General features: G+C 55.5%; 21 protein-coding genes. 7 read left to right on the forward strand and 14 right to left on the reverse strand.

Annotated elements, in window-relative coordinates:
• Positions 1 to 10: 10 nt before the first annotated feature.
• Both M2416_RS06545 and M2416_RS06550 read right to left on the reverse strand, forming a co-directional pair.
• Positions 11 to 862, reverse strand: coding sequence for an aldo/keto reductase (locus M2416_RS06545; RefSeq protein ID WP_076944598.1), 852 nt, complete (start codon positions 860 to 862; stop codon positions 11 to 13).
• A 183-nt stretch (positions 863 to 1,045) separates the two neighbouring features.
• Positions 1,046 to 1,837: an MBL fold metallo-hydrolase gene (locus M2416_RS06550; RefSeq protein WP_259222788.1), complete on the reverse strand. Its 792-nt coding sequence runs from the start codon at positions 1,835 to 1,837 to the stop codon at positions 1,046 to 1,048.
• Positions 1,838 to 2,413: 576 nt separating this feature from the next.
• Between M2416_RS06550 and M2416_RS06555 the strand changes: the two genes are divergently transcribed.
• The 3 genes from M2416_RS06555 to M2416_RS06565 all read left to right on the forward strand — a co-directional run bounded on the left by M2416_RS06555 (position 2,414) and on the right by M2416_RS06565 (position 4,927).
• Entirely contained in the window at positions 2,414 to 3,151 is a 738-nt protein-coding gene (locus M2416_RS06555) for an SDR family oxidoreductase (RefSeq protein ID WP_076944595.1), read from the forward strand.
• A 243-nt stretch (positions 3,152 to 3,394) separates the two neighbouring features.
• Positions 3,395 to 4,258 (forward strand): arginase family protein, encoded by an 864-nt coding sequence (locus M2416_RS06560; protein ID WP_076944594.1) that lies wholly within the window; start codon positions 3,395 to 3,397, stop codon positions 4,256 to 4,258.
• Between the two features lie 96 nt (positions 4,259 to 4,354).
• Positions 4,355 to 4,927, forward strand: a complete 573-nt coding sequence (locus M2416_RS06565) for a TetR/AcrR family transcriptional regulator (RefSeq protein ID WP_076944593.1) — start codon at positions 4,355 to 4,357, stop codon at positions 4,925 to 4,927.
• A 162-nt stretch (positions 4,928 to 5,089) separates the two neighbouring features.
• On the opposite strand, the gene M2416_RS06570 is transcribed toward M2416_RS06565, so the two are convergent.
• Positions 5,090 to 5,590, reverse strand: a complete 501-nt coding sequence (locus M2416_RS06570) for an Lrp/AsnC family transcriptional regulator (protein WP_136391735.1) — start codon at positions 5,588 to 5,590, stop codon at positions 5,090 to 5,092.
• Positions 5,591 to 5,674: 84 nt separating this feature from the next.
• Between M2416_RS06570 and M2416_RS06575 the strand changes: the two genes are divergently transcribed.
• Complete coding sequence (locus tag M2416_RS06575) at positions 5,675 to 6,850, forward strand: MFS transporter (RefSeq protein ID WP_076944591.1); 1,176 nt, start codon at positions 5,675 to 5,677, stop codon at positions 6,848 to 6,850.
• Between the two features lie 200 nt (positions 6,851 to 7,050).
• Here M2416_RS06575 and M2416_RS06580 read toward each other — a convergent pair whose 3' ends face one another.
• The 7 genes from M2416_RS06580 to M2416_RS06610 all read right to left on the reverse strand — a co-directional run bounded on the left by M2416_RS06580 (position 7,051) and on the right by M2416_RS06610 (position 13,360).
• Positions 7,051 to 8,115 carry an alpha/beta hydrolase gene (locus tag M2416_RS06580; protein ID WP_259222797.1) on the reverse strand — a complete coding sequence of 355 codons (1,065 nt, stop codon included), beginning with the start codon at positions 8,113 to 8,115 and terminating at the stop codon, positions 7,051 to 7,053.
• A 24-nt stretch (positions 8,116 to 8,139) separates the two neighbouring features.
• Positions 8,140 to 8,724 (reverse strand): flavodoxin, encoded by a 585-nt coding sequence (locus M2416_RS06585; RefSeq protein WP_076944589.1) that lies wholly within the window; start codon positions 8,722 to 8,724, stop codon positions 8,140 to 8,142.
• Positions 8,725 to 8,735: 11 nt separating this feature from the next.
• Complete coding sequence (locus M2416_RS06590; protein WP_076944588.1) at positions 8,736 to 9,497, reverse strand: carboxymuconolactone decarboxylase family protein; 762 nt, start codon at positions 9,495 to 9,497, stop codon at positions 8,736 to 8,738.
• On the reverse strand, positions 9,475 to 9,954 hold the full coding sequence (locus M2416_RS06595; RefSeq protein ID WP_076944587.1) for a (R)-mandelonitrile lyase: 480 nt from the start codon (positions 9,952 to 9,954) through the stop codon (positions 9,475 to 9,477). Before M2416_RS06595 ends, M2416_RS06590 begins: the two co-directional genes overlap by 23 nt.
• A 62-nt stretch (positions 9,955 to 10,016) precedes the next feature.
• Positions 10,017 to 11,483: a heavy metal sensor histidine kinase gene (locus M2416_RS06600; RefSeq protein ID WP_259222801.1), complete on the reverse strand. Its 1,467-nt coding sequence runs from the start codon at positions 11,481 to 11,483 to the stop codon at positions 10,017 to 10,019.
• A gap of 15 nt (positions 11,484 to 11,498) precedes the next feature.
• Positions 11,499 to 12,179, reverse strand: coding sequence for a heavy metal response regulator transcription factor (locus M2416_RS06605; RefSeq protein ID WP_076944585.1), 681 nt, complete (start codon positions 12,177 to 12,179; stop codon positions 11,499 to 11,501).
• Positions 12,180 to 12,193: 14 nt separating this feature from the next.
• Positions 12,194 to 13,360, reverse strand: a complete 1,167-nt coding sequence (locus M2416_RS06610; RefSeq protein ID WP_259222805.1) for an aldo/keto reductase — start codon at positions 13,358 to 13,360, stop codon at positions 12,194 to 12,196.
• Between the two features lie 252 nt (positions 13,361 to 13,612).
• Between M2416_RS06610 and M2416_RS06615 the strand changes: the two genes are divergently transcribed.
• Positions 13,613 to 14,662, forward strand: a complete 1,050-nt coding sequence (locus tag M2416_RS06615; RefSeq protein ID WP_259222807.1) for an alpha/beta hydrolase — start codon at positions 13,613 to 13,615, stop codon at positions 14,660 to 14,662.
• Positions 14,663 to 14,828: 166 nt separating this feature from the next.
• On the opposite strand, the gene M2416_RS06620 is transcribed toward M2416_RS06615, so the two are convergent.
• From M2416_RS06620 to M2416_RS06635, 4 genes are all read right to left on the reverse strand, one after another.
• Complete coding sequence (locus M2416_RS06620) at positions 14,829 to 16,031, reverse strand: multidrug effflux MFS transporter (protein WP_259222811.1); 1,203 nt, start codon at positions 16,029 to 16,031, stop codon at positions 14,829 to 14,831.
• A gap of 113 nt (positions 16,032 to 16,144) precedes the next feature.
• Positions 16,145 to 16,480, reverse strand: coding sequence for a DUF1294 domain-containing protein (locus M2416_RS06625; protein ID WP_076944582.1), 336 nt, complete (start codon positions 16,478 to 16,480; stop codon positions 16,145 to 16,147).
• Between the two features lie 126 nt (positions 16,481 to 16,606).
• Positions 16,607 to 16,993, reverse strand: coding sequence for a VOC family protein (locus M2416_RS06630; RefSeq protein WP_259222813.1), 387 nt, complete (start codon positions 16,991 to 16,993; stop codon positions 16,607 to 16,609).
• An 82-nt stretch (positions 16,994 to 17,075) separates the two neighbouring features.
• Positions 17,076 to 17,468 (reverse strand): nuclear transport factor 2 family protein, encoded by a 393-nt coding sequence (locus M2416_RS06635; protein ID WP_259222814.1) that lies wholly within the window; start codon positions 17,466 to 17,468, stop codon positions 17,076 to 17,078.
• 109 nt (positions 17,469 to 17,577) lie between these two features.
• Here M2416_RS06635 and M2416_RS06640 point away from each other — a divergent pair, with 109 nt between their 5' ends.
• Positions 17,578 to 18,333: a helix-turn-helix domain-containing protein gene (locus M2416_RS06640; protein ID WP_259222816.1), complete on the forward strand. Its 756-nt coding sequence runs from the start codon at positions 17,578 to 17,580 to the stop codon at positions 18,331 to 18,333.
• A 173-nt stretch (positions 18,334 to 18,506) separates the two neighbouring features.
• Positions 18,507 to 19,574 carry a LacI family DNA-binding transcriptional regulator gene (locus M2416_RS06645; RefSeq protein WP_374761783.1) on the forward strand — a complete coding sequence of 356 codons (1,068 nt, stop codon included), beginning with the start codon at positions 18,507 to 18,509 and terminating at the stop codon, positions 19,572 to 19,574.
• Positions 19,575 to 19,594 lie beyond the last annotated feature (20 nt).

The following is a 19,594-nucleotide window of genomic DNA, read 5'->3' on the forward strand; positions in this document are numbered from 1 at the left end:
TTGTCGTGGCTTAAACGTCAAGTTTGCGGCCGGTCAGCCACTCCACCATTGCCGGATCGCGATGGGAGAAGAAGGCGCTGGTTGCAGTATCCAGGGCGGCAATCTGCAGCATATCTGCCGTGCTGAGTTCAAAATCGAGAACGTTGATGTTCTCCGCCATGCGCTCTTTGCGCACCGATTTCGCCAGCGAAACGATGCCCCGCTGGAAGATCCAGCGCAGAACAACCTGGCCGACGCTCTTGCCATACTTCTGGCCGATCGCCGTTAACACGGGGTGCTGGAACAGACCATTCTTGCCTTCGGCGAACGGCGCCCAGGCTTCCGGCTGAATGCCGCGGCTTTGATTCCACGGCACCGCGTGCAGCTGCTGGTTGAAGGGATTAACTTCAATCTGGTTTACCGCCGGCGCAACCTTGTTGAAGGCGATAAGATCGGCCAGTCTGTCAGGGTGGAAGTTGCTGACGCCAATCGCGCGAATTTTGCCAGCCTGCTGCAGCTCTTCCATGGCGCGCCACGCTCCGTGGACGTCGCCGTAGGGCTGGTGAATCAGGTACAGATCAACGTAGTCCAGCTGCAGCCGATTCAGGGAGCGTTCGAATTGGGCTTTAGCGCCTTCGTAATTCGTATCCTGCAGCCACAGTTTGGTGGTGACAAAGAGTTCGTTGCGGGCGATCCCCGTCTGCTTCAGCGCGTTCCCAACCTGGGTTTCATTCTGGTAAGAAGCCGCGGTATCGATCAGCCGATACCCCGTATCGATGGCATCAATAACGGCTCTCTCGCATTCGGCAGCATCAGACATCTGAAACACACCAAAGCCCAGCAGGGGCATTTCAATACCGTTGTTCAGTTTTACAGTTTGCATGACGTTATCCTTCAGCTGTTGTGTGGGAAAAGCATAACGCAAAGCGATTTATTCGATTAGATAGGGTAATTAGCTAGGGTTTATTAGATGAGTTCATCAATATGGCTGACGTCGGCGTGCAATCATGCGATCAGCCGCTATTTCTCCAGGCTCACCCTTAGTCCAGGGTTATTAACCGCCCGTTTATCTGAGGCAGGAAATATACTTTTCGCCTGAACGACGCACGATTTCATCGGCGTTTTGCGTTATGTCTTTTCCTTCAAAGGCACCGTAGAGTTTTTTAAATTTGACCGTACCCAGGCGTTGGATAATGTCGCTGACCGCTGCGGCTGGCAACGGCAGCATGTTAGGGTAGCTCCACATAAAGGAGACGGCATGCGCGCCAGGGGTGACCTGGACGATATCGCCCGCAAGCACTACGCCCTCATCTCGCATCCAGTGCAGAACACAGCCGCCGGCAAAGTGCCCTCCGAGACGTATCACATTGACGTCACGAGTCAGATTTAGGCGGTCGCCTTCCCAAAAGGTAATCCAGGGGCTGTCGCGCATGACCCATTTGCTATCACTGGCATGAAGGTAAATCGGGACGCTAAATTCTTCAGCCCAATCCTGCATGGTGGTGTAGTAGTGCGGATGCGATATCGCGATGGCTTTCAGCCCGCCCAGGGACGTTATTAGCATTTTCGTGGCTTCGTCGAGTGTGGCAATGCAGTCCCATAGAATATTGCCCTGCGGGGTACGCAGAATAAACGCGCGCTGATCGATCGCGAAATCAGGAACGGTGCGGATGCTGAGGAGATCGCCGTCGTGTTGTTGCCACTTATTTGCGTGCGTCGCGCAAAGGACGTCAAAATCGATCCATTTCTGCCCGCTAGCGGGGACATACTGGCGTTCATCTTCGCAGATATTACACTGCTGCGGGCGGGAGTCGGTTATCTCATAGGATGTGCCGCAGGTTTTGCATAAAACGATCATTGAGTCCTCCTTATTTTTCCGTCTGAGCCAGTGGCAAGGGAGCAGAGCACGGCCGCGCATCGGATAAAAAAACACAGTCAGCATGGCACACAGATACACAAGGATGTGCCAGTTCGTGCTGCCGCTTAGCGAGGATGGTCAAAACAGGCAAAGAGGGTTCTATTTTGTCTTGCTTCTGGTTCTGGTTCTGGTTCTGGTTCTGGTTCTGGTAGCTAAAGGTATTTTATCCTTCTTATTGCCGCGCATAATCCTGCGGTAAAGCTGGATGGATCCGCGCTGGAAATGCGCGGAGCGTTATTATCCCCTGGATATGGACATCGGGTGCCTGGAGTGGAGCATACGTTGTTTATTACTACCGATTCTGCATCCGACAAATCACGAGCACGCTGGCAGCATATAAATTCTTATCACTAGACGTTCGCCTCGTGCCAGAAGCGGAGGTTGCTGCTCCCTGATAAACGTGCAAACGGCAGTCTGTATCCCGCGATAAAAATGGCACTAACTGGAAGATGTCACCCCACCCCACCATGCTATATATCCATCAACATATACTCATCACGAAAAGGAAGCATGACTATGCTGAGAGGAAAAAGAGCAGTTATCACTGGTGGCGGTGGCGGATTCGGTCAGGCACTATGCGTTTGGCTGGCGCAAGAGGGAGTGGAGGTGAGTTTTTCTGCTCGACGGGTTGATGATATTGAAAAAACCTGCAGCATCATCACCGCTGCAGGTGGTGATGCAAAAGGGTATATATGTGATTTAACCCAGCCCGCATCCATTTCTCAGTTTTCCTCACAGCTCTTAAACTCAGACAAGCCTGTAGATATTTTAATTCTCAATGCCGCTCAGTGGCTGTCAGGGACAGTAGACGAGCAATCAAACACTGAGATCCTTAATACCATCAGTTCAGGTCTGACGGGTTCAATTCTGCTCACACAGGCATTGCTTCCAGGATTAAGGCGCTCAGATGGTGCTGACATCGTTTCGATTATATCCGTATGCGGCATTCCGAATTTTACAGACTCAATCGCCCATCCGGCTTTTTTTGCCAGCAAGCATGGACTTAGTGGTTTTACAACTAAACTGTCAAAACAATTATCCAAAGAAAACATACGGGTAACCGGGTTGTACCCACCGGATTTCGAGGTTACCGGGTTAGAAGCGCCTGTCGATAATCATTCCAGAATGGGAGAACGTCTCATGGATGGCCGTTCTGTCTGGGAAACGATTCGTTTTGTGCTGACTCAACCCCGCAGTTGCCATATTAGTACTATCTACTTTCAAGGGCCCACTCGCGAAGATTTGGCATATTAGGGCCTGAACCTGACGGCGTTAAACCGAGCGGCCACCATGCACCTAAAGTCAGGCCGCTCCGTGCCAGGAGCGGACAAAGGTTGAAACTAGTCTGCAAAAATGACGTTTACCCTTTTGGTTAACTTAACGTGCCGTGCTGCTTGCGGAAGAACGATAATTACGCAAAAATGAATGAACGTTCACTCATAAATGGGTTGTGATTAACTCAAATCAGTTTGTTGTCAAAACAAGCAAAGGCAAATTATGACTAGTAAAACGCTCAGACTTTTATTTCCTCAATGGCAAGGTGGCAATAATCCCCCCTATCATCTTGGGTCGCTTCTTCTCTCGTATCTTTCCCCCGAATCGGATGGCCCTATTGAGTCTGTTCCGGTCGATGAGCCCACAACGGAGTCACAGGCCGAAGTAGATGGCATTACCGCTAAACCTCAAATTATCAGGCAACTCAACGATGCAGCCACTTTGATTGAGAAACATAATCCCGATTCAATTGTCGTTTTTGGTGGCGATTGCCTGGTATCACTGGCTCCTTTTTCACATCTGCTCAATAAATACGGTGATAAACTGGGTGTGCTCTGGATTGACTCTCACCCTGACGTGCAGACGGCTAAACAATATCCAAACGCTCATGCCCATGTTCTTGGAGCACTAATTGGAACGGGTGATAAAGATTTAGTTGCTCACGTAGCCACCAGACTTAATCCCTCAAAAATAATGATTGCAGGTATCCACGATCCTCTGACTTATGAAGCTGAATACCTTGCTCGTCATAACATTGCAACTATTAGTCCTGAACAAGTCAAAAATGACGGGAAAGAAGTTTTGGAGTGGATTGATAGGGAAAGTATTGAGTATCTGGCGATACACCTGGATCTGGACGTTCTCGAACCGTCACTTTTCCGTTCTGTTCTTTTCGCCAGGCCAGGCAGAGGAAAACACGATTTTGGTGACGTGGCAGAAGGCAAGCTGACTATTGAAGATGTACTCAACCTGATAGCTCAGGCTACCTCAAAAACGGCGCCAGTCGGCCTTACGATTGCTGAACATCTGCCGTGGGATATGCTGAATCTCAAGAATATGCTCAGTGTATTACCGCTGATGAAGTAATATCTGATTTCAGGAGTCAGACTACAGCGTTCAAATCTGGCTCCAGGAAGCAAACAGCGTTAAAGTCCTGGCATCGGATAAAACATCATAGTCGACATGTTAAAGAAAACAGAAACCTACCATAAGCTGATTACCGCTGCTGCTGCCTGTTTTGCAGAAAAAGGCTTTAGTGCGACGAGCGTACGTGAAATATCTACCCGAGCAGGGATCAGCCAGGGAGCGATGTACACATATTTCAAAAGTAAGGATGACCTCATCAAGGCAATCGTTCTTGAAGAGCAGAATTCAGCGTTGACCGCCCATAATGCTCCGTCTAACGGCACCTATTTCGACCGCCTTTGCGCGCAGGTTACTTCGTGCATAAGCGATGTAGGATACCCAGTTACGCATCAACTGTGGGTTGAAATCATGGCGGAGTCTGCGCGGAACCCTGAACTGCAAAAAACGTATATTTCCAGTGATACCATCATGCGCCAAAGTATTGCAGGCATTATCGCGGAAGGTATTGCTGCAGGAGAGTTTCGCCAGGATATTAGCCTGGAGGGAACCACGATTATACTTTTTGCCTTTATCGACGGTTTAATTGCACGCAAAGCCATAAACGCGTCTTTCTCTTTCAGCCGTGACCTGCCAATGTTTTTTGAGCTAATGTCAAAATTATTGAAATAATGCCAAACAGGTTCAGTCATAACGATAGAGCTCGAATCGCAAATGTCCGCACCTCGCTCACAGCGGACCTCGCGGCGCTTCAACGGGCCGCTCCGTGCCAGCAGCGGACGCTTTATTTATTACAGAGCAGAGCTATCGCGGGTGAACTTGCTTTTACCCAGTTCAATCAGGTGATGGGCCACGCTCCAGGAACGTGGAAAGCGCGATATAGCTGCGCACGGAGCGCACGCCCTCAAGGCTCTGAATCTCCATCAGGAAATTTTCCAGCGATTCGGTATCGGCGGCCCGCACTTTGATAAAGACGCAGCCGTCGCCAGCAACGGTATGCAGCTCTTCTACTTCCTTGCGGCTGGTGAACTGCAAAAGGGCACGCGTCGCTTGATAGCTGCTGGTATCGATCACCAGAAACGTTAACAGCGTCCGTCCCAGCTTGCAGCCATCCAGTACCGCCACGGTGCCTTTGATCACCCCATCGCGCTTCAGCCGCTTCACGCGATCGTGAACCGCTGGGGCTGATAAATTCACAATCTCACTCAATTCGGTGTAACTGCGGCCTGCATCCTCTGCTAAGGCACCTAATATTTTTCGGTCAATAGCATCCAGTTCAGCCGGTTTATGTCTTGTTTGCCGAATACCATCTTTTTCTTTATCAAATGCGCTCACAGGGCTTCTCAGTCTGAATGAAAGTATGAATATACTTAATTCTACCTAATATTATTAAGCCACAAAACAGATAATGGAGTTGCAATGCCTATCGCCCTTTTCGCCCTTGCCGTTGGCGCATTCGGTATCGGCCTGACTGAATTTGTCATTGCCGGGATCCTCCCACAAATTGCCGCAGAATTTAGCGTCAGTATCCCCAAAGCGGGAATGATGGCGACCTCCTACGCGCTTGGCGTCTTTGTTGGCGCCCCGCTGTTAACGGTGCTGGGCGCAAGAGTCCCGCGTAAGGCGATGCTGATCGCGTTAGCGGGTATTTTCACCGTAGGTAATATTATTACCGCCATCGCGCCGACGATGGCGGTAGCGGTTGTGGGTCGTATTATCACCTCCTTTAATCACGGGGCGTTTTTCGGTATCGGTTCTATTATTGCAGCATCGCTGGTCGCGCCCGGTCGTCAGGCAAGTGCCATTGCCTTTATGTTTTCGGGGCTGACGTTAGCCAATCTTCTCGGCGTTCCTGCGGGGACCTGGCTCGCTCAGACATTTAGCTGGCGGCTGGTATTCTGGATAATTGCGGGTATCGGCCTGCTGACGATGGCAAGCGTAGCCGTACTGGTTCCGCACATTACGAAAGGTAAGGCGATTGCTTTACGCAACGAGCTGCGGGCCTTCGTCGATCCGCAGGTGCTGCTTGTTATGGGGATCACTATTTTCGGCCCGGCGGCCTTTTTCACCTCAATCACCTACATCGCCCCGATGATGGTTCAGGAGGCCGGTTTCTCCGCAGGCGGCGTAGCAGGGTTAATGGTGCTGTTTGGTCTGGGGCTTGCAGTCGGTAACTGGGTTGGCGGACGCTTTGCCGATCGCTCCCTGTTTGGCACGCTTTTCGTCACCCTCGCGGCTCAGGGGCTGGTGCTACTGGTATTCTGGGTCGGAGTCGAAAGTCAGTGGGTTGCCGGAATTTCAGTATTCATGATGGCGGCATTTGGCTTTGCGACCGTCTCGCCTATTCAGAAGTTGGTGATGGAACGGGCAAGCCACGCGGGTGCCCCCACGATGGCTGCATCGGTCAATATTGGCATGTTTAATCTGGGAAATGCGCTGGGCGCATGGGCTGGCGGGGTGACTATTGCCGCAGGTTTTGGTCTGGCCTCACCGAACTGGGCGGGCGCTATTCTGTCCTTTATTGCGCTGGGCCTGGCTTATCTTGCCTGGATCAGTTCTCGTAAAGGATACATGTTAAATGCTGATGCTTACTGATTAAATAAGCAAAGACTATTGCTTAGCTTATTAGTAATGCCTAACGCGGACATCTGTGCAGATCTGGCTGACGTCCGCTTATCGCTGTGAGTTCAGCCGATGGATGCAACAGCTCTTCGCCACGACCTCATCACTTTAGCCTTTATAAAGCCGCTGCTCGTACTGAGCCCTCAATAATGAAGGCGCAATATTATCCCGGCCTACTGCAGGTTTTTCGCCTGCAGGAACTGGCTCACTAAATCAGCGATCTGCACATTATTGAGATCCGAGAACGGAAAGTGGGTATTCCCTTTAATGCCTATCTCAGGCAGATGGGTCACGGTCACGTCCCCGCCATGCTTATTCACCACGTCGCGCCACTCGCGGGCCATTGCCAGACGCACGCGCCAGCTGTCCTGCGCCGGCATGGCAACCGGCTTATCCGGAATGTTATCGCCATAGATAATCAGAATCGGGATTTTGGTCAGCGCTATAAACTGCGCCATGGGCACCGCTTCGCCCTTCAGCGTATCGAACGCGCTCGGCATCGGTGCGGGCAGCTCTTTCTCCGGGAAGACAAAGCCGCTACCCGGCTCGAAGGCAACAATGGCTTTGACCTTGTCGTTTTTCATCGCCGTGTACCAGCCCGGGCCGCCGCCCTGGGAGTGGGTGAAGAGGATAGCCGCGCCGGATTTATCCACCACCGCGGACATGGCATCAGAAATCACGTTGCTATCAAACGGCCCGGTATTCGGGGTCATCTGGCGGAAATACTGATTCAGGGCCTCTTTATCCTGAGAGAACTGGACGCCTTTAAAATAGTCTGGCCACACGCCAACGCGGAACTGATTAAACCACATCTGCTCATCCGGTTTTGGCGTAACCGTCCCTTCTACCGTCGAGCGCCCGGCGCTGCCCCGACGCGGCTGATCGACAAGATACGTTGAGAACCCGCGCCGCAGGAATAGGTTCTGAAACCCTTCGCGACCATCCGGGGTGCTTTCCCAGGTGCGGGAAAACTGCCCTGCGCCGTGCAGCATGATAATAGGGTATTTATGCGGATGTTCCGGGATCTGGTAGAACACGGAAGCATGATCGCCATGATAGGTTTGACCGGCAGGATCCAGCGGCTTTTTCGCGTCAAACTTCCCCGGCGCGGTCATCACGGAGCCACCGGCGGAAAAGCTTCCTTGTTCCTGAATGACTAATGGCCCGGCATAAGCGGACTGGGCCATCAGGCTGCCGGCGATCGTGCAGATGGTCAGCGCTTTTAACAGTGTCTTCAACGTAGTTCCCTCATAATTAATAAATCAGCCGCGAATCGTCTCCAGCCAACTGGCTACCGTCTCGGTGGTTCTACGCTCCTGATCGCATTCAATAACCAGCGCTTTTTCCCGACGCGCGGTCGGAGCAAGGGCCGCGAGGATATCGTCGCTGTCGCCTTTGCCGTAGCCGCCGTGGGTAATGAAGGGGATAAGTAATTTACCCGCAAGGTTATGGGTACTCAGAAAGGTTTGCACCACGGGCGGCACGCTGGTTCCCCAGATGGGGAAGCCTAAATAGACCGTCTCATAGCGCCCGATATCCGCAACGCTATTTTTTAATGCCGGCTTCGTTCCCCGGGCACGCTCATTTTTCGCCTGCTCAACGGTCTGAAAATAGTCTTCCGGATAGGGGGTCGCCGGTTCGATTGCCAACAAATCTGTTTTCAGGCTGCGATGAATAACGCCCGCAATCACCCGCGTATTCCCGCTACGGGAAAAGTAAGCCACCAGAACCGGACTACGGCCCTGAACGCTGGCGGCGGCGGATGCCGCTGACGCCAGAGTGACATTCGCCAGGGTGAGCCCGGCCAGCGCCGTAATTAACGCTCTACGGGTAGGATCGTGTTCCATACCGCCTCCTTCTACCTGCTCGCCAGCGCCTGCTGCAGCGCGCGTTCAGCCCGCGCGGCGGCATCGTTTTCACCCTTCTCGCGCAGGACCTGCGCCAGCTGGCGCAGCTGCCCTGCCGTCAGGCCAACCCGCATGCTTGCGCGCGTATGCGATAACAGCTGCGCTTCAACGCCGGGCGTTGCCGCTAATGCGCCCACCGTCGCCAGCTCGCGGCTCTGCCAGTCGAGGTTATCGCGGGCAAAAATGTCACCGAACAGATGCGTTTGCAGGAACTGATTAATGACCGGCGCAAAATCAAAAAGCGGCCCCTGGACCGGAGCCCCGGAGATTTTGGTCTGGTTGGCGGTGCCCGTGCGGAGAAGTTCCTCCCCAACGGGAACCGGTTTGAGCGGCTCTTTACCCTCAACGTCTTTAATCCCGCGCTGTTTGCGCGCTTCAACCACCTTCATCAGCTCGCTCAGCGCATTCAGGCTGCGGGGGAACCCCGTATAGGCATAGAGCTGGACGAGGATTTCTTTGGCTTCGTTTATCGTCAGGCCGGCGTCGAGCCCCTGATTAAGCGCCGCATTAAGCTTATCCATCTGGCTGCTCGCCATCGTTGCCGCAATCAAAGGGATTGCCTGCTGTCGGGCAGACAGCCTGTCTGAAACGGTTTGTTGTTGATTCATCTCCGTGGCTCCTTTCGTCGCCGGCGCGGCATGTGCCGTCAGGCCAAAACTCATGGTCAGCAGCGCCGCGGCCGTTAATGCCTTAATGGGCGTGGTATTGTTCATCCGTCACCTTCTCCATCCAGTTAACGCTTTTGCCATCGACTATTCCGGTTATCGCCAGGTGCGTCATTGCGCTTCCCGGCGCTGCGCCGTGCCAGTGCCTGACGCCCGGGGGGCAAGAGACAACGTCGCCAGGGCGAATGACCTGCACCGGCTGGCCTTCCTGCTGCGTAAGCCCTACGCCGGAAGTCACAATCAGCCGCTGACCGGCAGGGTGCGTATGCCAGGCGGAGCGAGCCCCGGGCTCAAAGGTGACGTAAGCTCCTGAAACGTTGATATCGCTATCAGGCTTGAAGAGCGGATCGACCCGGACGCGTCCGGTAAAATTGTCCGCCGGCCCATACGCCGCGATCTGGCTACCGGCGGCGGCAATCTGGACAGCGGCATTCTGCTCCGCGGCCCAGGATGAAAAAGCACAGAGCGGCAGCAGTAGCCCGAGGTAACGTAAACGTTGAGTCATACAAAGCGTCCTTATCGTTGGAAGGGGATAGCCTGGGATGATTCTAACGAGGCGCGATGTCATCAGGCTGACGACCGCCTGACAATTGCGTCAGCCTGGCTCGTCGGCCTTTTTTCCGCCCCCGCTTCGGAGGGGCTATGGCCAGCTGGTTTATCAGGCGCCATTGCCAGGGTCAGCCCAAAGGTATTAATCCCCTCTTCGCTGCGCGCAAAGACGTCTCCCCGATGCATAATGGCCACCGCACGGACGATTGATAACCCCAGCCCGTGGTGCGTGTCGCTCCTGGCCCGGGAGGAGTCGACGCGATAAAAGCGTTCGAAAAGCCGGCGTAAATGTTCGGCCGCAATCGGCTCACCTGGATTCGAAACCTCAACTAAGGCCTGATGATTCTTTTCGCTTAACCTGACGGTCACCGTGCTTTTAGCGGGCGAATGCCTTGCGCTGTTTTCCAGCAAATTGGCCAGCGAACGGTGGAACAACCGCCGGTCAATATGCGCGGTGACGTCGCCTTCAACCTCAAGGGAAAGCTGCTTTTCCGCAAAGGAGGGTTCGACATACTCCGCCGTTTTAAGCGTTTCTTCACGCAGGGAGACCGGCGCGAGCTGGGAGGCGTGTTCGCCGGCGTGCGCGTGGGACAGAAACAGCATATCGTTAACGATCGACGCCATACGCTCCAGCTCTTCGAGATTTGACCCCAGCAGCTCCTCCAGCTCATCATGCGAACGTCGACGCGACAGCCCCAGCTGCGTCTGGCCAATCAGGTTGGTCAGCGGCGTGCGGAGCTCATGGGCCACGTCGGCGTTAAAACTTTCAAGCTGTCGCCAGGCGACCTCCTGACGCTCCAGCACCCCGTTAAATGATGCGGCCAGCTGCCGCAGCTCTGCGGGCAATGCGTTGGTATCCAGGCGCTGGCCGTGATCCCCCGGCGCCAGATGCCGGGCCTGTTGACTAAGCGCTCCCACCGGGCGCATGCCAATTCTTGAGACCATATAGCCCAGCAGCGCGACGATAAATACCCCCAATGCGGTGATAACCAGCAGCGTGTGGGTAAACGCATCGAGAGTGCCCATGTACGGCGTGGAGTCGATGGCAACCACGTAGCGCAGCTCGGGCCGTTCGCCGTTTGCGGGGATAGTTTTTACTAGCAGGAACAGCGAGCATGCGCCTTCCGATGCGCCGGGAACTTTATTAAACCCCTCCTGCAGCGCGGACCACTGAACCCCAACCGGCGGCGTTCCCCCTACGCTGAAGCGTGGATGATTGCTCACTATCCAGTAGCGAACGCGCTCGCCTTCGGAGTTGGCCAGCACGGTGAATTTATTGGCCAGCGTTGACCAGCCGTCGGCCGAGGTTCGCGCGGCGATCCACGGGCTCATCAATGACTCGCGGAATAGCAGCTCGTTGTGCATCTGCTTTTGCAGCGAGTCGTGCAACGAGCTTCGTAGCAGAATCCCGATAATGGAAACGATCAGCAGTGCGGATAGCGCAAACATCAGCGCCAGATGGACTGAGATGGAGCGTCTGGCCATGCCTGTCCCCTTCATCTATTCAGGCCTGACTTCAAGGACGTATCCCATACCGCGTACGGTATGAAGCAGTTTGACGGCGAACGGCGCATCAACTTTGGCCCGCAGGCGTTTAATCGCGACTTCAACCACGTTGGCATCGCTGTCAAAATTCATGTCCCATATCTGCTCGGCAATCATCATCTTTGACAGAATCTCTCCCTGATGGCGGGCGAGCAGGCTCAGCAGAGAGAACTCTTTGGCGGTCAGCTCCAACCGCGTACCGGCGCGAAATACCCGGCGCGCCAGCAGGTCGAGATGCAGATCGTGAATTTGCAGCTGGGTGATATCAACCCCATCCGCTGAGCGACGGCGCACCAGAGCCTGAATACGGGCCACCAGCTCAATGAGCGAAAAGGGTTTGGGGAGGTAGTCATCCGCGCCGAGGCGAAGCCCTTTGACGCGTTCATCAACCGATCCCCGGGCGGAGAGCATCAGCACCGGGGTTTGTTTGACTGCCCGCACGCCCTCGAGCACCCGATAGCCATCCATTCCCGGCAGCATCACGTCGAGGATTATCGCGTCGTAGTCGAACTCCAGCGCATAGTGAAGGCCTTCGGCCCCGTCCGCGGAGACATCCACCGTGAATCCGGACTCTCCCAGCGCACGGCTGAGATAGGTTGACGTTTTTTCTTCATCTTCGACTAACAGCAGACGCATAACGGGACTTCCTCTTAACTTTTCAACGGTGCTTCGACATCGGAATAAACCTGCACGGCATCCGGCAGCCGCTGGCCCTGGATGGTGATAGCCTCCAGCGAACGGGTGAGCTCAGTCATCTCGGCGGGCGTCAGCGAGACCCCGGCGGCGGCCGTGTTTTGCAGCATATGGTCTTTATTGGTGGTGCCGGGGATCGGGACAATCCAGGGTTTGCGAGCCAGCAGCCATGCCAGCGCTATCTGACCCGGCGCGGCATTTTTTCTTATCGCCCAGGCTTTGAGTAACTCAACCAGCCGTAGGTTGTGCGCGAGGTTGTCGGGCAAGAAGCGGGTTTCCGTCGCGCGGAAATCACCGGCAGCAAAGCGGGTATTTTCATCAATCCAGCCGGTTAAAAACTGCACGCCGAGCGGGCTCCACGGCACAAAGCCAATTCCCAGCTCCTCGCATACCGGCAGGACGTGCTTTTCCGGCCCCCGCCAGAGCAGCGAATATTCACTCTGCACGGCGGTAACGGGTACCGCCGCATGGGCTCGCCTTAGGGTGTTAATGCCCATTTCTGACAGCCCCCAGTGCAGGACTTTTCCCTGATCCATCAAATCCTTAATCGCGCCGGCGACGTCTTCGATCGGAACCTGAGGATCGACCCGGTGCTGATACAGCAAATCGATGCGATCGGTCCGCAGGCGCTTGAGCATATTTTCAACAACGACCCTGATATGCTCCGGCCGGCTATTGAGGCCCGGCAGGCGCTTGCCGGTCTGCTGATCGATGTTCCAGCCAAACTTGGTGGCGATAACGACTTTGTCCCTGAAAGGGGCGACGCCCTCCCCGAGGATCTTCTCCACTTCGAAGGGGCCATAGGCTTCAGCCGCGTCAAAAAACGTCACGCCCTCATCAAAGGCGCGGCGAATAATATTCACCATCTCGGGACGCCACGGGGTGGATGTGTCGTACTTACGGCTCATGTTCTGAACGCCCAGCCCTACGGCGGAAACTTCCAGCTTCCCGAGCCGGCGTTTGCCCGGCGCGGCGGATCGCCGTTCGCCCTGGCCGGCTGAGTCCGCCAAAGAGGATTTCCCGGCAGCCGACGCGCGCGGGATCAGTGACGCCGCGGCGATACCGGCCCCGGCCGCTAAAAGCTTACGTCGTCCCGGCATCGCCGGGTTGTTTTGACTTTTCATGGTACACTCCTTTTCTGCGCTAATTGAACGTGGGCCTCGCGTAACCTGCGGACATTCTGCCGCCTGATTGCCAACATAAGGCTGACGCTTGCCTGACAGCGCCGTCAGAAACGATTGCCTGTCGGACCGCGGCTTCCTGACAAAAATGTTATTGACCCGTCACGATGCTGACAGCCCTTACTCCCTAACCTGAGCCTGCATATTTACTATTGCGGACCTGCATCGACAGGTCGTCACTCGTTGGGAGATACCATGAAATTCACGCTGCTAAGCGCCATGCTGTTTACGGCAATGGCCGGAATCACCTCAGCCCATGCGGCTGATTACAAAAAAAATCCGTTTACTCTCGTCTATGACGGCGCCATCACCGAGAACGTCAAAGGCAAGGTCAACATCCACCCGGTGAAATACGATCTGCACGGCATCCAGATTGCCGCGAACGTCTACACCCCGGCCAACTACGATCCCGCGAAAAAATACCCTGCGGTGGTGGTTGCCCACCCTAACGGTGGCGTAAAAGAGCAGGTTGCCGGGCTGTACGCCCAGCGTCTCGCCGAGCACGGCTACATTACGATTACCGCCGATGCCGCCTGGCAGGGAGGCAGCGGAGGTATGCCCCGCAGCGTGGATAAACCCGCTAACCGCATAGAGGACGTTCACGGTATGGCTGACTACATTAGCCAGTACCCGGGGGTTGATACTTCACGCCTCGGCCTGCTTGGCATCTGCGGAGGCGGCGGGTATTCACTTGTGGCGGCAGAAACGGATAAACGATTCAAATCGATTGCCACCATCAGCATGTTTAACTCAGGGCTGGTGCGCCGCAATGGCTTACAGAATTCACAGCAGGATACTATCCAGCAGCGGCTGCAGCAGGCTTCTGACGCGCGTGCTCAGGAAGCCGCCGGAGGTGAAATTCTTTACTCCGGCGATGCAAATCTAACCGATGAGCAGATCGCTAAATTACCCTTCGCCTTATATCGTCAAGGCTATGAGTACTACTGGAAAACCCACGCGCACCCGAACTCAACGTTTAAATACACCACCAGCAGCCTGCTGGATTTGATGAACTTTGACGTGACGGACCATATCAATCTCATCAATAAACCACTGCTCATGATTGCCGGTACAAAAGCGGATACGTTGTATATGACGGAAGATGCGTTCGCTAAAGCCACCGGCACCAGCAATAAAGAGCTGTTCCTGATCGACGGCGCGACCCATATCGAAACCTACTGGGTGCCCCGCTACGTTGACCAGGCGATGCAAAAGCTCGACGTCTTCTTCGATAAGAATATTTAATTCGCCGCCGCGGTTATCCCGGCCATCCTGACGGGCTGGCCGGGGCTCATATTTATTCGAGTGATGAATCCAAGATTAGCGAAGTCAGGGTAAAAGATAATTACGCCCCTTAAATAGGCGCTATGAATCAAATTCATAAACCCCAACGAGAGACGTAACCTGAAGGCTATTTTTTTATCTGAATGGTCAGCGCCATCACGGCGCTGGCGACGGTAAACGCCGCAATAATCCAGCCCATTGTCCACGGCGTGCCGTCGCTGAACAGCGCCAGCAGTAGCGAAGAGATGATGCCGCTGCCGTACTGCAGCGCCCCCATCAGCGCCGATGCTGAGCCGGCAACGTTCGGCACCGCATCCAGCGCGCACGCCGTCGACGTGGCAGCGATGATGCCGTTCATGGAGAAGAAGACGAATACGGTGCCGGCAATCGCGCTAATCCCTCCGACGCCCAGCCCGCTCGCGACGGCCAGAACGAGTGCGGCAAGGGTCGCGACGAATACCGCAATCTTAAGTAACGCTTCCAGCGGATAGCGGTGAACCAGGCGGCGGTTGACCATGCTCACCGCCATCAGCCCAACAATGTTCACCGCAAATAGCCACCCGTAATGCTGAGGGTCAACGCCGAAGTAGGTGATGTATACGAACGGGGAGCCGGTGATAAAGGCATAGGCGGCGACGTAGTAGAACGTCAGGCACAGCGTAAAACGCATGTATTGGCCGTTAGTCAGTAACGCGTAATAGTTACGAAAGGCGCTGGATACCGAGGCCTGCGAACGCTTGTTTTCAGCCAGCGTTTCCGGCAGCCAGAATAACGAAATCAGCATGACGATTCCGATCGCCGCCAGCAGCCAGAAAATGGCGTGCCACGAGGTGACGTTAATCATTTGCCCGCCGATCAGGGGGCCGGCAATCGGCGCGATGGCCATGATGATCATCAGGGTCGACAGCATCTGCGCCGCCCGGGTCCGGCTAAAGAGATCGCGAATCATCGCCCGCGCCAGCATCGGGCCCGTACAGGCGCCTAAAGCCTGGAAAACGCGCCAGAAGACGATTTGCACGATATCCGTTGATAGCGCACAGCCCACCGAACCGATAACAAACAGCACCATGCCGATGAACAGAGGCAGCCGCCGTCCGTAGCGATCGCTAATCGGACCCCAAATCAGCTGAGCAATGCAAAAGCCAATGAGAAAACCGGTGATAGTCAGCTCCGCATCGCCCCGTAAATCTTGCGCCATAACGGGCATGGCGGGGAGATAGATATCGGTTGATAAGGACGTGACCGCCATGAGTGCGCTGAGAATAAGTACAAAGGTAAGCGTGGTTTTTTTAGCCGGTGCTGGCTGCGTTCGTGCCTGTGGACTAAGCATGATGATCCGTCTGGATATAATGAGATAGACGCATGTTAACCGGTTTGTGCCTGCGGATAATGGCAGGCAGGAGGATAGGCATTATGAGCAGCATTCATGAATGCTTCGCTGCCTCAGAACAGAAAGTCGCGATATATCACCGCCATGGCCCCAACGTTCAATATTACGCTGATAAAAAAATGACGCCGAAAGGGCTGCTTTTGCGTCTTATGGCGAAAGAGCTGCTGGCCCATTATCGCCCCCGGCCATCCGCCCGCCAGCCCAAAAATAAGCAACGTCATTTCCGGGACTCTGCGCCAGGCCCTGCGGGCCGCCATTTTATCGACGCCATAAATCGCTAGCGTCAGCGCGTTAACAAGTAAGAACCACGTTGCCAAAGCGTGAGGAAGAAATAAGCAGCTCAGGGCCGCTAAGCCGAGAAGAAGATAGCAAAAGCGATTGAGGTTCATTGGCGAGGGGTAACATTTATAAGCCGAAACAGGAGGGCCACTATACCCCTTCCTGCTCAGAAGCGGTAAGGCGCAACGTTCGACGCGTGACTTTCGATCTGCGGTTAATTACCTGGCGCGCGACCTTTACTTGCGGTACAGGCTTCCTTGACCCGAGCGCGCCCTGCTCCACAGTTCTTCGTCAGAGAGCGTGGTTTGAATAAGCTCTATCGGCACGCCGCTGTCGTTAATCACCGCCACAAAATAGTCATCAACGGGCTCGTACGGCCCCAGAATGACCTCCTCTCCGCGTATGGCGGCAGCCAGGTCATCAACCTTAAATGCCACGTGCGGGACCGTTTTCAGCAGGGTATGCAGCGGAGAGTCCGGCGTAAAGCGGTGCCACTGGACGCGAAACTTTCCCGGATTGTCGCAGGTATACATCCCGGCCTTCTCGCTGAACGCGCCCTTCTGCTCCCCGTCCTGCAGAGGTATGCCAAAATGATGAAATACGTAGTCAATTTCAGGCTTCATGATAAATATTCTCTTCATTCAAAACGCAATATGAAAACGCCGCTCTGGCCTATCGCCGCGTAGCCTCCGCGCTGGCGGCGCGCTAAGCGCGGCTGCCTAAATCGCGATCCTCCCGCTCACCAGTGAGAAGGTGAGTAAGCTCATCGCAGCGCAGGATGCGCCCGGATGCCAGGGTAAAACGCGCCATCACCGCAATTTCGCTCCGCTGGCCGCTCTTTTTATCCACTTTGACATGGTGATGAGTGAACACCGTATTCCCATCGCCGGCAATGGCCAAAACCGAGAGGCTCATTGTGGTCGTCAGCGTTTTAAGTAACGCCATATGCCCGACGAAGCCCTGGTAGTCAAGGCGCTTGCCGTCCACCTGCTGCTGATAGTCAGGGGAGAAATAGCGGGCAATCTTATCCTCCTCATGCTGAGGGTTGGTAATGATTTCGCGCAGGGCGTCGATAACGGTCTGGGTTTCCTGGCTCATTTGATTCCTTAGTGAGTGTATGTCGCGCGGTAGCGGGTTGAATGAAGGTTAGAAGATCGCGCCCGTGGTACGATAGCCGTATTCGGACATGATATACGGCCAATCAGCCATGATGATGCGCATCGAAACCTTTGATTATCAGCGAGGCCACGTCACCGAGTGGCACGAGCATGACGGCGGTCAGCTCTACTGGCTTACAACCGGCATCATGGTCGTTGAGACCGACCAGGCGCAGTGGACGGTCACGCCGGGCTCCGTGGGATGGTTTCCCGCCGGCCTTCGCCACAGGGCTCAAGTGCCGGGCCAGCTCAGCGGGACAAGCCTCTACCTTCACGCATCGACCGGCGCGGGGCTGCCGCCAACGCCCGGGATCTACGGTGCCGATAGCTTCATTCAGGCTCTGCTGGCGCGCCTGTGCGCCGGTCCCCGGCCGGGCTTTCCCGCAGATTACTCGCCCAGCCTGCTGTCACTGCTGGCGGCTGAAATCGCCAATGCGGTCGAGCTTCCGCTGCAGCTGCTTTTGCCGACCGATCGCCGCGCGCGTAACGTTGCCGACCGGCTGCTCGCCCATCCGGACAGCCCGCTGACCCAGACGCAGCTGGCCCAGCGCTGGGGCCTCAGCGTTCGCTCTCTCAGCCGCCTGTTCCGCGAACAAACCGGCCTGAGCTTTTGCCAGTGGCGACAGCAGGCGAAGGTGGTCACGTCGCTCCAGTGGGTGCTGGCAGGGGAGCCGATCGCTGAGGTCGCCGCGCGCAGCGGCTACGCCAACGTCAGCGCCTTTATCGAGGTATTTCGCGAACGCTTTGGCCGCACGCCCGGCCAGCTTCAGCTCGCCAGCGCTAAATCCCCCCTCGCCGGCGGCTAGCGCTCGATCGTCCCGGCGGGATAGTGCCGCGAAAAAGCCGGCTAACGCCCAGGTTTAGCGGCGGTATTACGCCATTGACAGCGCTAACTGTAACGTTACACTAAACCGTTGTAGTTTATGAATCCCATCAAAAAAGCGATGCTGAAGGCGACGAAGACTCTGCCATTCACAAATTGCTGCAAAGGAGATGTATGGCAAACATTCGTGATGTCGCAAAGCACGCCGGCGTTTCGGTGAGTACCGTATCCAACGTGCTTAACGGACGCACCGATCAGATGCGCGTTGAAACCCTGGCGCGCATCCAGCACAGCATGCAGGCGCTGAACTACCTGCCGAATCGCGTCGCCCAGCAGCTAAAAACGGGGCAGGCAAAAATGATCGGCCTGCTGGTGCCCTCAATCGTTAACCCCAGCTTTGCCTCGCTGGTGCGCGAAGTGGATCTGGCGGCGAAAAAGCGCTGCTATCGGGTGCTGATCGGCAATACCTATCGGCAGATTGAAGAAGAAGAGGCCTTTATTGCCGATATGTTTGCCCACGGCGTGCGCGGGATCATCGTCGCCGCCTGCGACATTGAAAAGCCGCATTTTGCCCAGGCCGCCGCGCAGGGCATGATGATGGTCAACTATGACAGCCGGATGCCCACCGGGGCTGAATCCGGCGGCCTGGCGCTCGACAGCGTCTCTATGGATAACATCGAAGCAGGCCGCATGGCCGCCGAGCATCTTATCGCCCGCGGATGTCGGCGCCTGATCTTCACCACAGTCGCCGGCATGACCTCCAGTCGGGCGCACAAAATTGAAGGCTTTCTTAGCGCGGTGCGCCGCCACGGCCTTTTTTACGAAGGGATGATTGTCGAAGAGAAAACTATGGCAGCCTACGGCGACACCGAAATGACCGAGCTGGGCCGCTCGCTGGCGAAAAAGATCTGCCAGCAGTCGCAGCGTCCTGACGGGGTGGTCGCCATTAACGATGCGCTGGGCATTGGGCTGATGGCCGGCCTGCACGAGGCCGGGATCAGCGTCCCGGGGGAGATCTCGATTATTGGCATTGATAATATCCCGCTCTCCGGGCTGGTTTATCCCGGTCTGACCTCCATCATGCCGCCGCTGGCAGAGATGGCGGAGGTGATGGTCGAGCGGTTAATTGAGCGGATAGAGAACCCGACGCTTTCGCCAGCAGAGTTTCTGTTCCCTCCCGCGCTGGTCCGTCGGCAATCGGTACGCGAGGCGCCCGCGTCCTGAGGCAGGCGCGTTCCGCTGCG

Origin of the sequence: Klebsiella sp. BIGb0132 (genome assembly GCF_024810075.1) — a bacterium.
Lineage (GTDB): Bacteria > Pseudomonadota > Gammaproteobacteria > Enterobacterales > Enterobacteriaceae > Klebsiella > Klebsiella terrigena.

Coding starts and splice junctions, on each gene's coding strand:
- M2416_RS06550 (WP_259222788.1), bottom strand. CDS start 1,837: ATGATCGTTTTATGCAAAACCTGCGGCACATCCTATGAGATAACCGAC.
- M2416_RS06620 (WP_259222811.1), bottom strand. CDS start 16,031: ATGCTTAGTCCACAGGCACGAACGCAGCCAGCACCGGCTAAAAAAACC.
- M2416_RS06595 (WP_076944587.1), bottom strand. CDS start 9,954: ATGACTCAACGTTTACGTTACCTCGGGCTACTGCTGCCGCTCTGTGCT.
- M2416_RS06590 (WP_076944588.1), bottom strand. CDS start 9,497: ATGAACAATACCACGCCCATTAAGGCATTAACGGCCGCGGCGCTGCTG.
- M2416_RS06575 (WP_076944591.1), top strand. CDS start 5,675: ATGCCTATCGCCCTTTTCGCCCTTGCCGTTGGCGCATTCGGTATCGGC.
- M2416_RS06640 (WP_259222816.1), top strand. CDS start 17,578: ATGATGATGCGCATCGAAACCTTTGATTATCAGCGAGGCCACGTCACC.
- M2416_RS06610 (WP_259222805.1), bottom strand. CDS start 13,360: ATGAAAAGTCAAAACAACCCGGCGATGCCGGGACGACGTAAGCTTTTA.
- M2416_RS06555 (WP_076944595.1), top strand. CDS start 2,414: ATGCTGAGAGGAAAAAGAGCAGTTATCACTGGTGGCGGTGGCGGATTC.
- M2416_RS06605 (WP_076944585.1), bottom strand. CDS start 12,179: ATGCGTCTGCTGTTAGTCGAAGATGAAGAAAAAACGTCAACCTATCTC.
- M2416_RS06565 (WP_076944593.1), top strand. CDS start 4,355: ATGTTAAAGAAAACAGAAACCTACCATAAGCTGATTACCGCTGCTGCT.
- M2416_RS06600 (WP_259222801.1), bottom strand. CDS start 11,483: ATGGCCAGACGCTCCATCTCAGTCCATCTGGCGCTGATGTTTGCGCTA.
- M2416_RS06630 (WP_259222813.1), bottom strand. CDS start 16,993: ATGAAGCCTGAAATTGACTACGTATTTCATCATTTTGGCATACCTCTG.
- M2416_RS06560 (WP_076944594.1), top strand. CDS start 3,395: ATGACTAGTAAAACGCTCAGACTTTTATTTCCTCAATGGCAAGGTGGC.
- M2416_RS06635 (WP_259222814.1), bottom strand. CDS start 17,468: ATGAGCCAGGAAACCCAGACCGTTATCGACGCCCTGCGCGAAATCATT.
- M2416_RS06625 (WP_076944582.1), bottom strand. CDS start 16,480: ATGAACCTCAATCGCTTTTGCTATCTTCTTCTCGGCTTAGCGGCCCTG.
- M2416_RS06615 (WP_259222807.1), top strand. CDS start 13,613: ATGAAATTCACGCTGCTAAGCGCCATGCTGTTTACGGCAATGGCCGGA.
- M2416_RS06585 (WP_076944589.1), bottom strand. CDS start 8,724: ATGGAACACGATCCTACCCGTAGAGCGTTAATTACGGCGCTGGCCGGG.
- M2416_RS06545 (WP_076944598.1), bottom strand. CDS start 862: ATGCAAACTGTAAAACTGAACAACGGTATTGAAATGCCCCTGCTGGGC.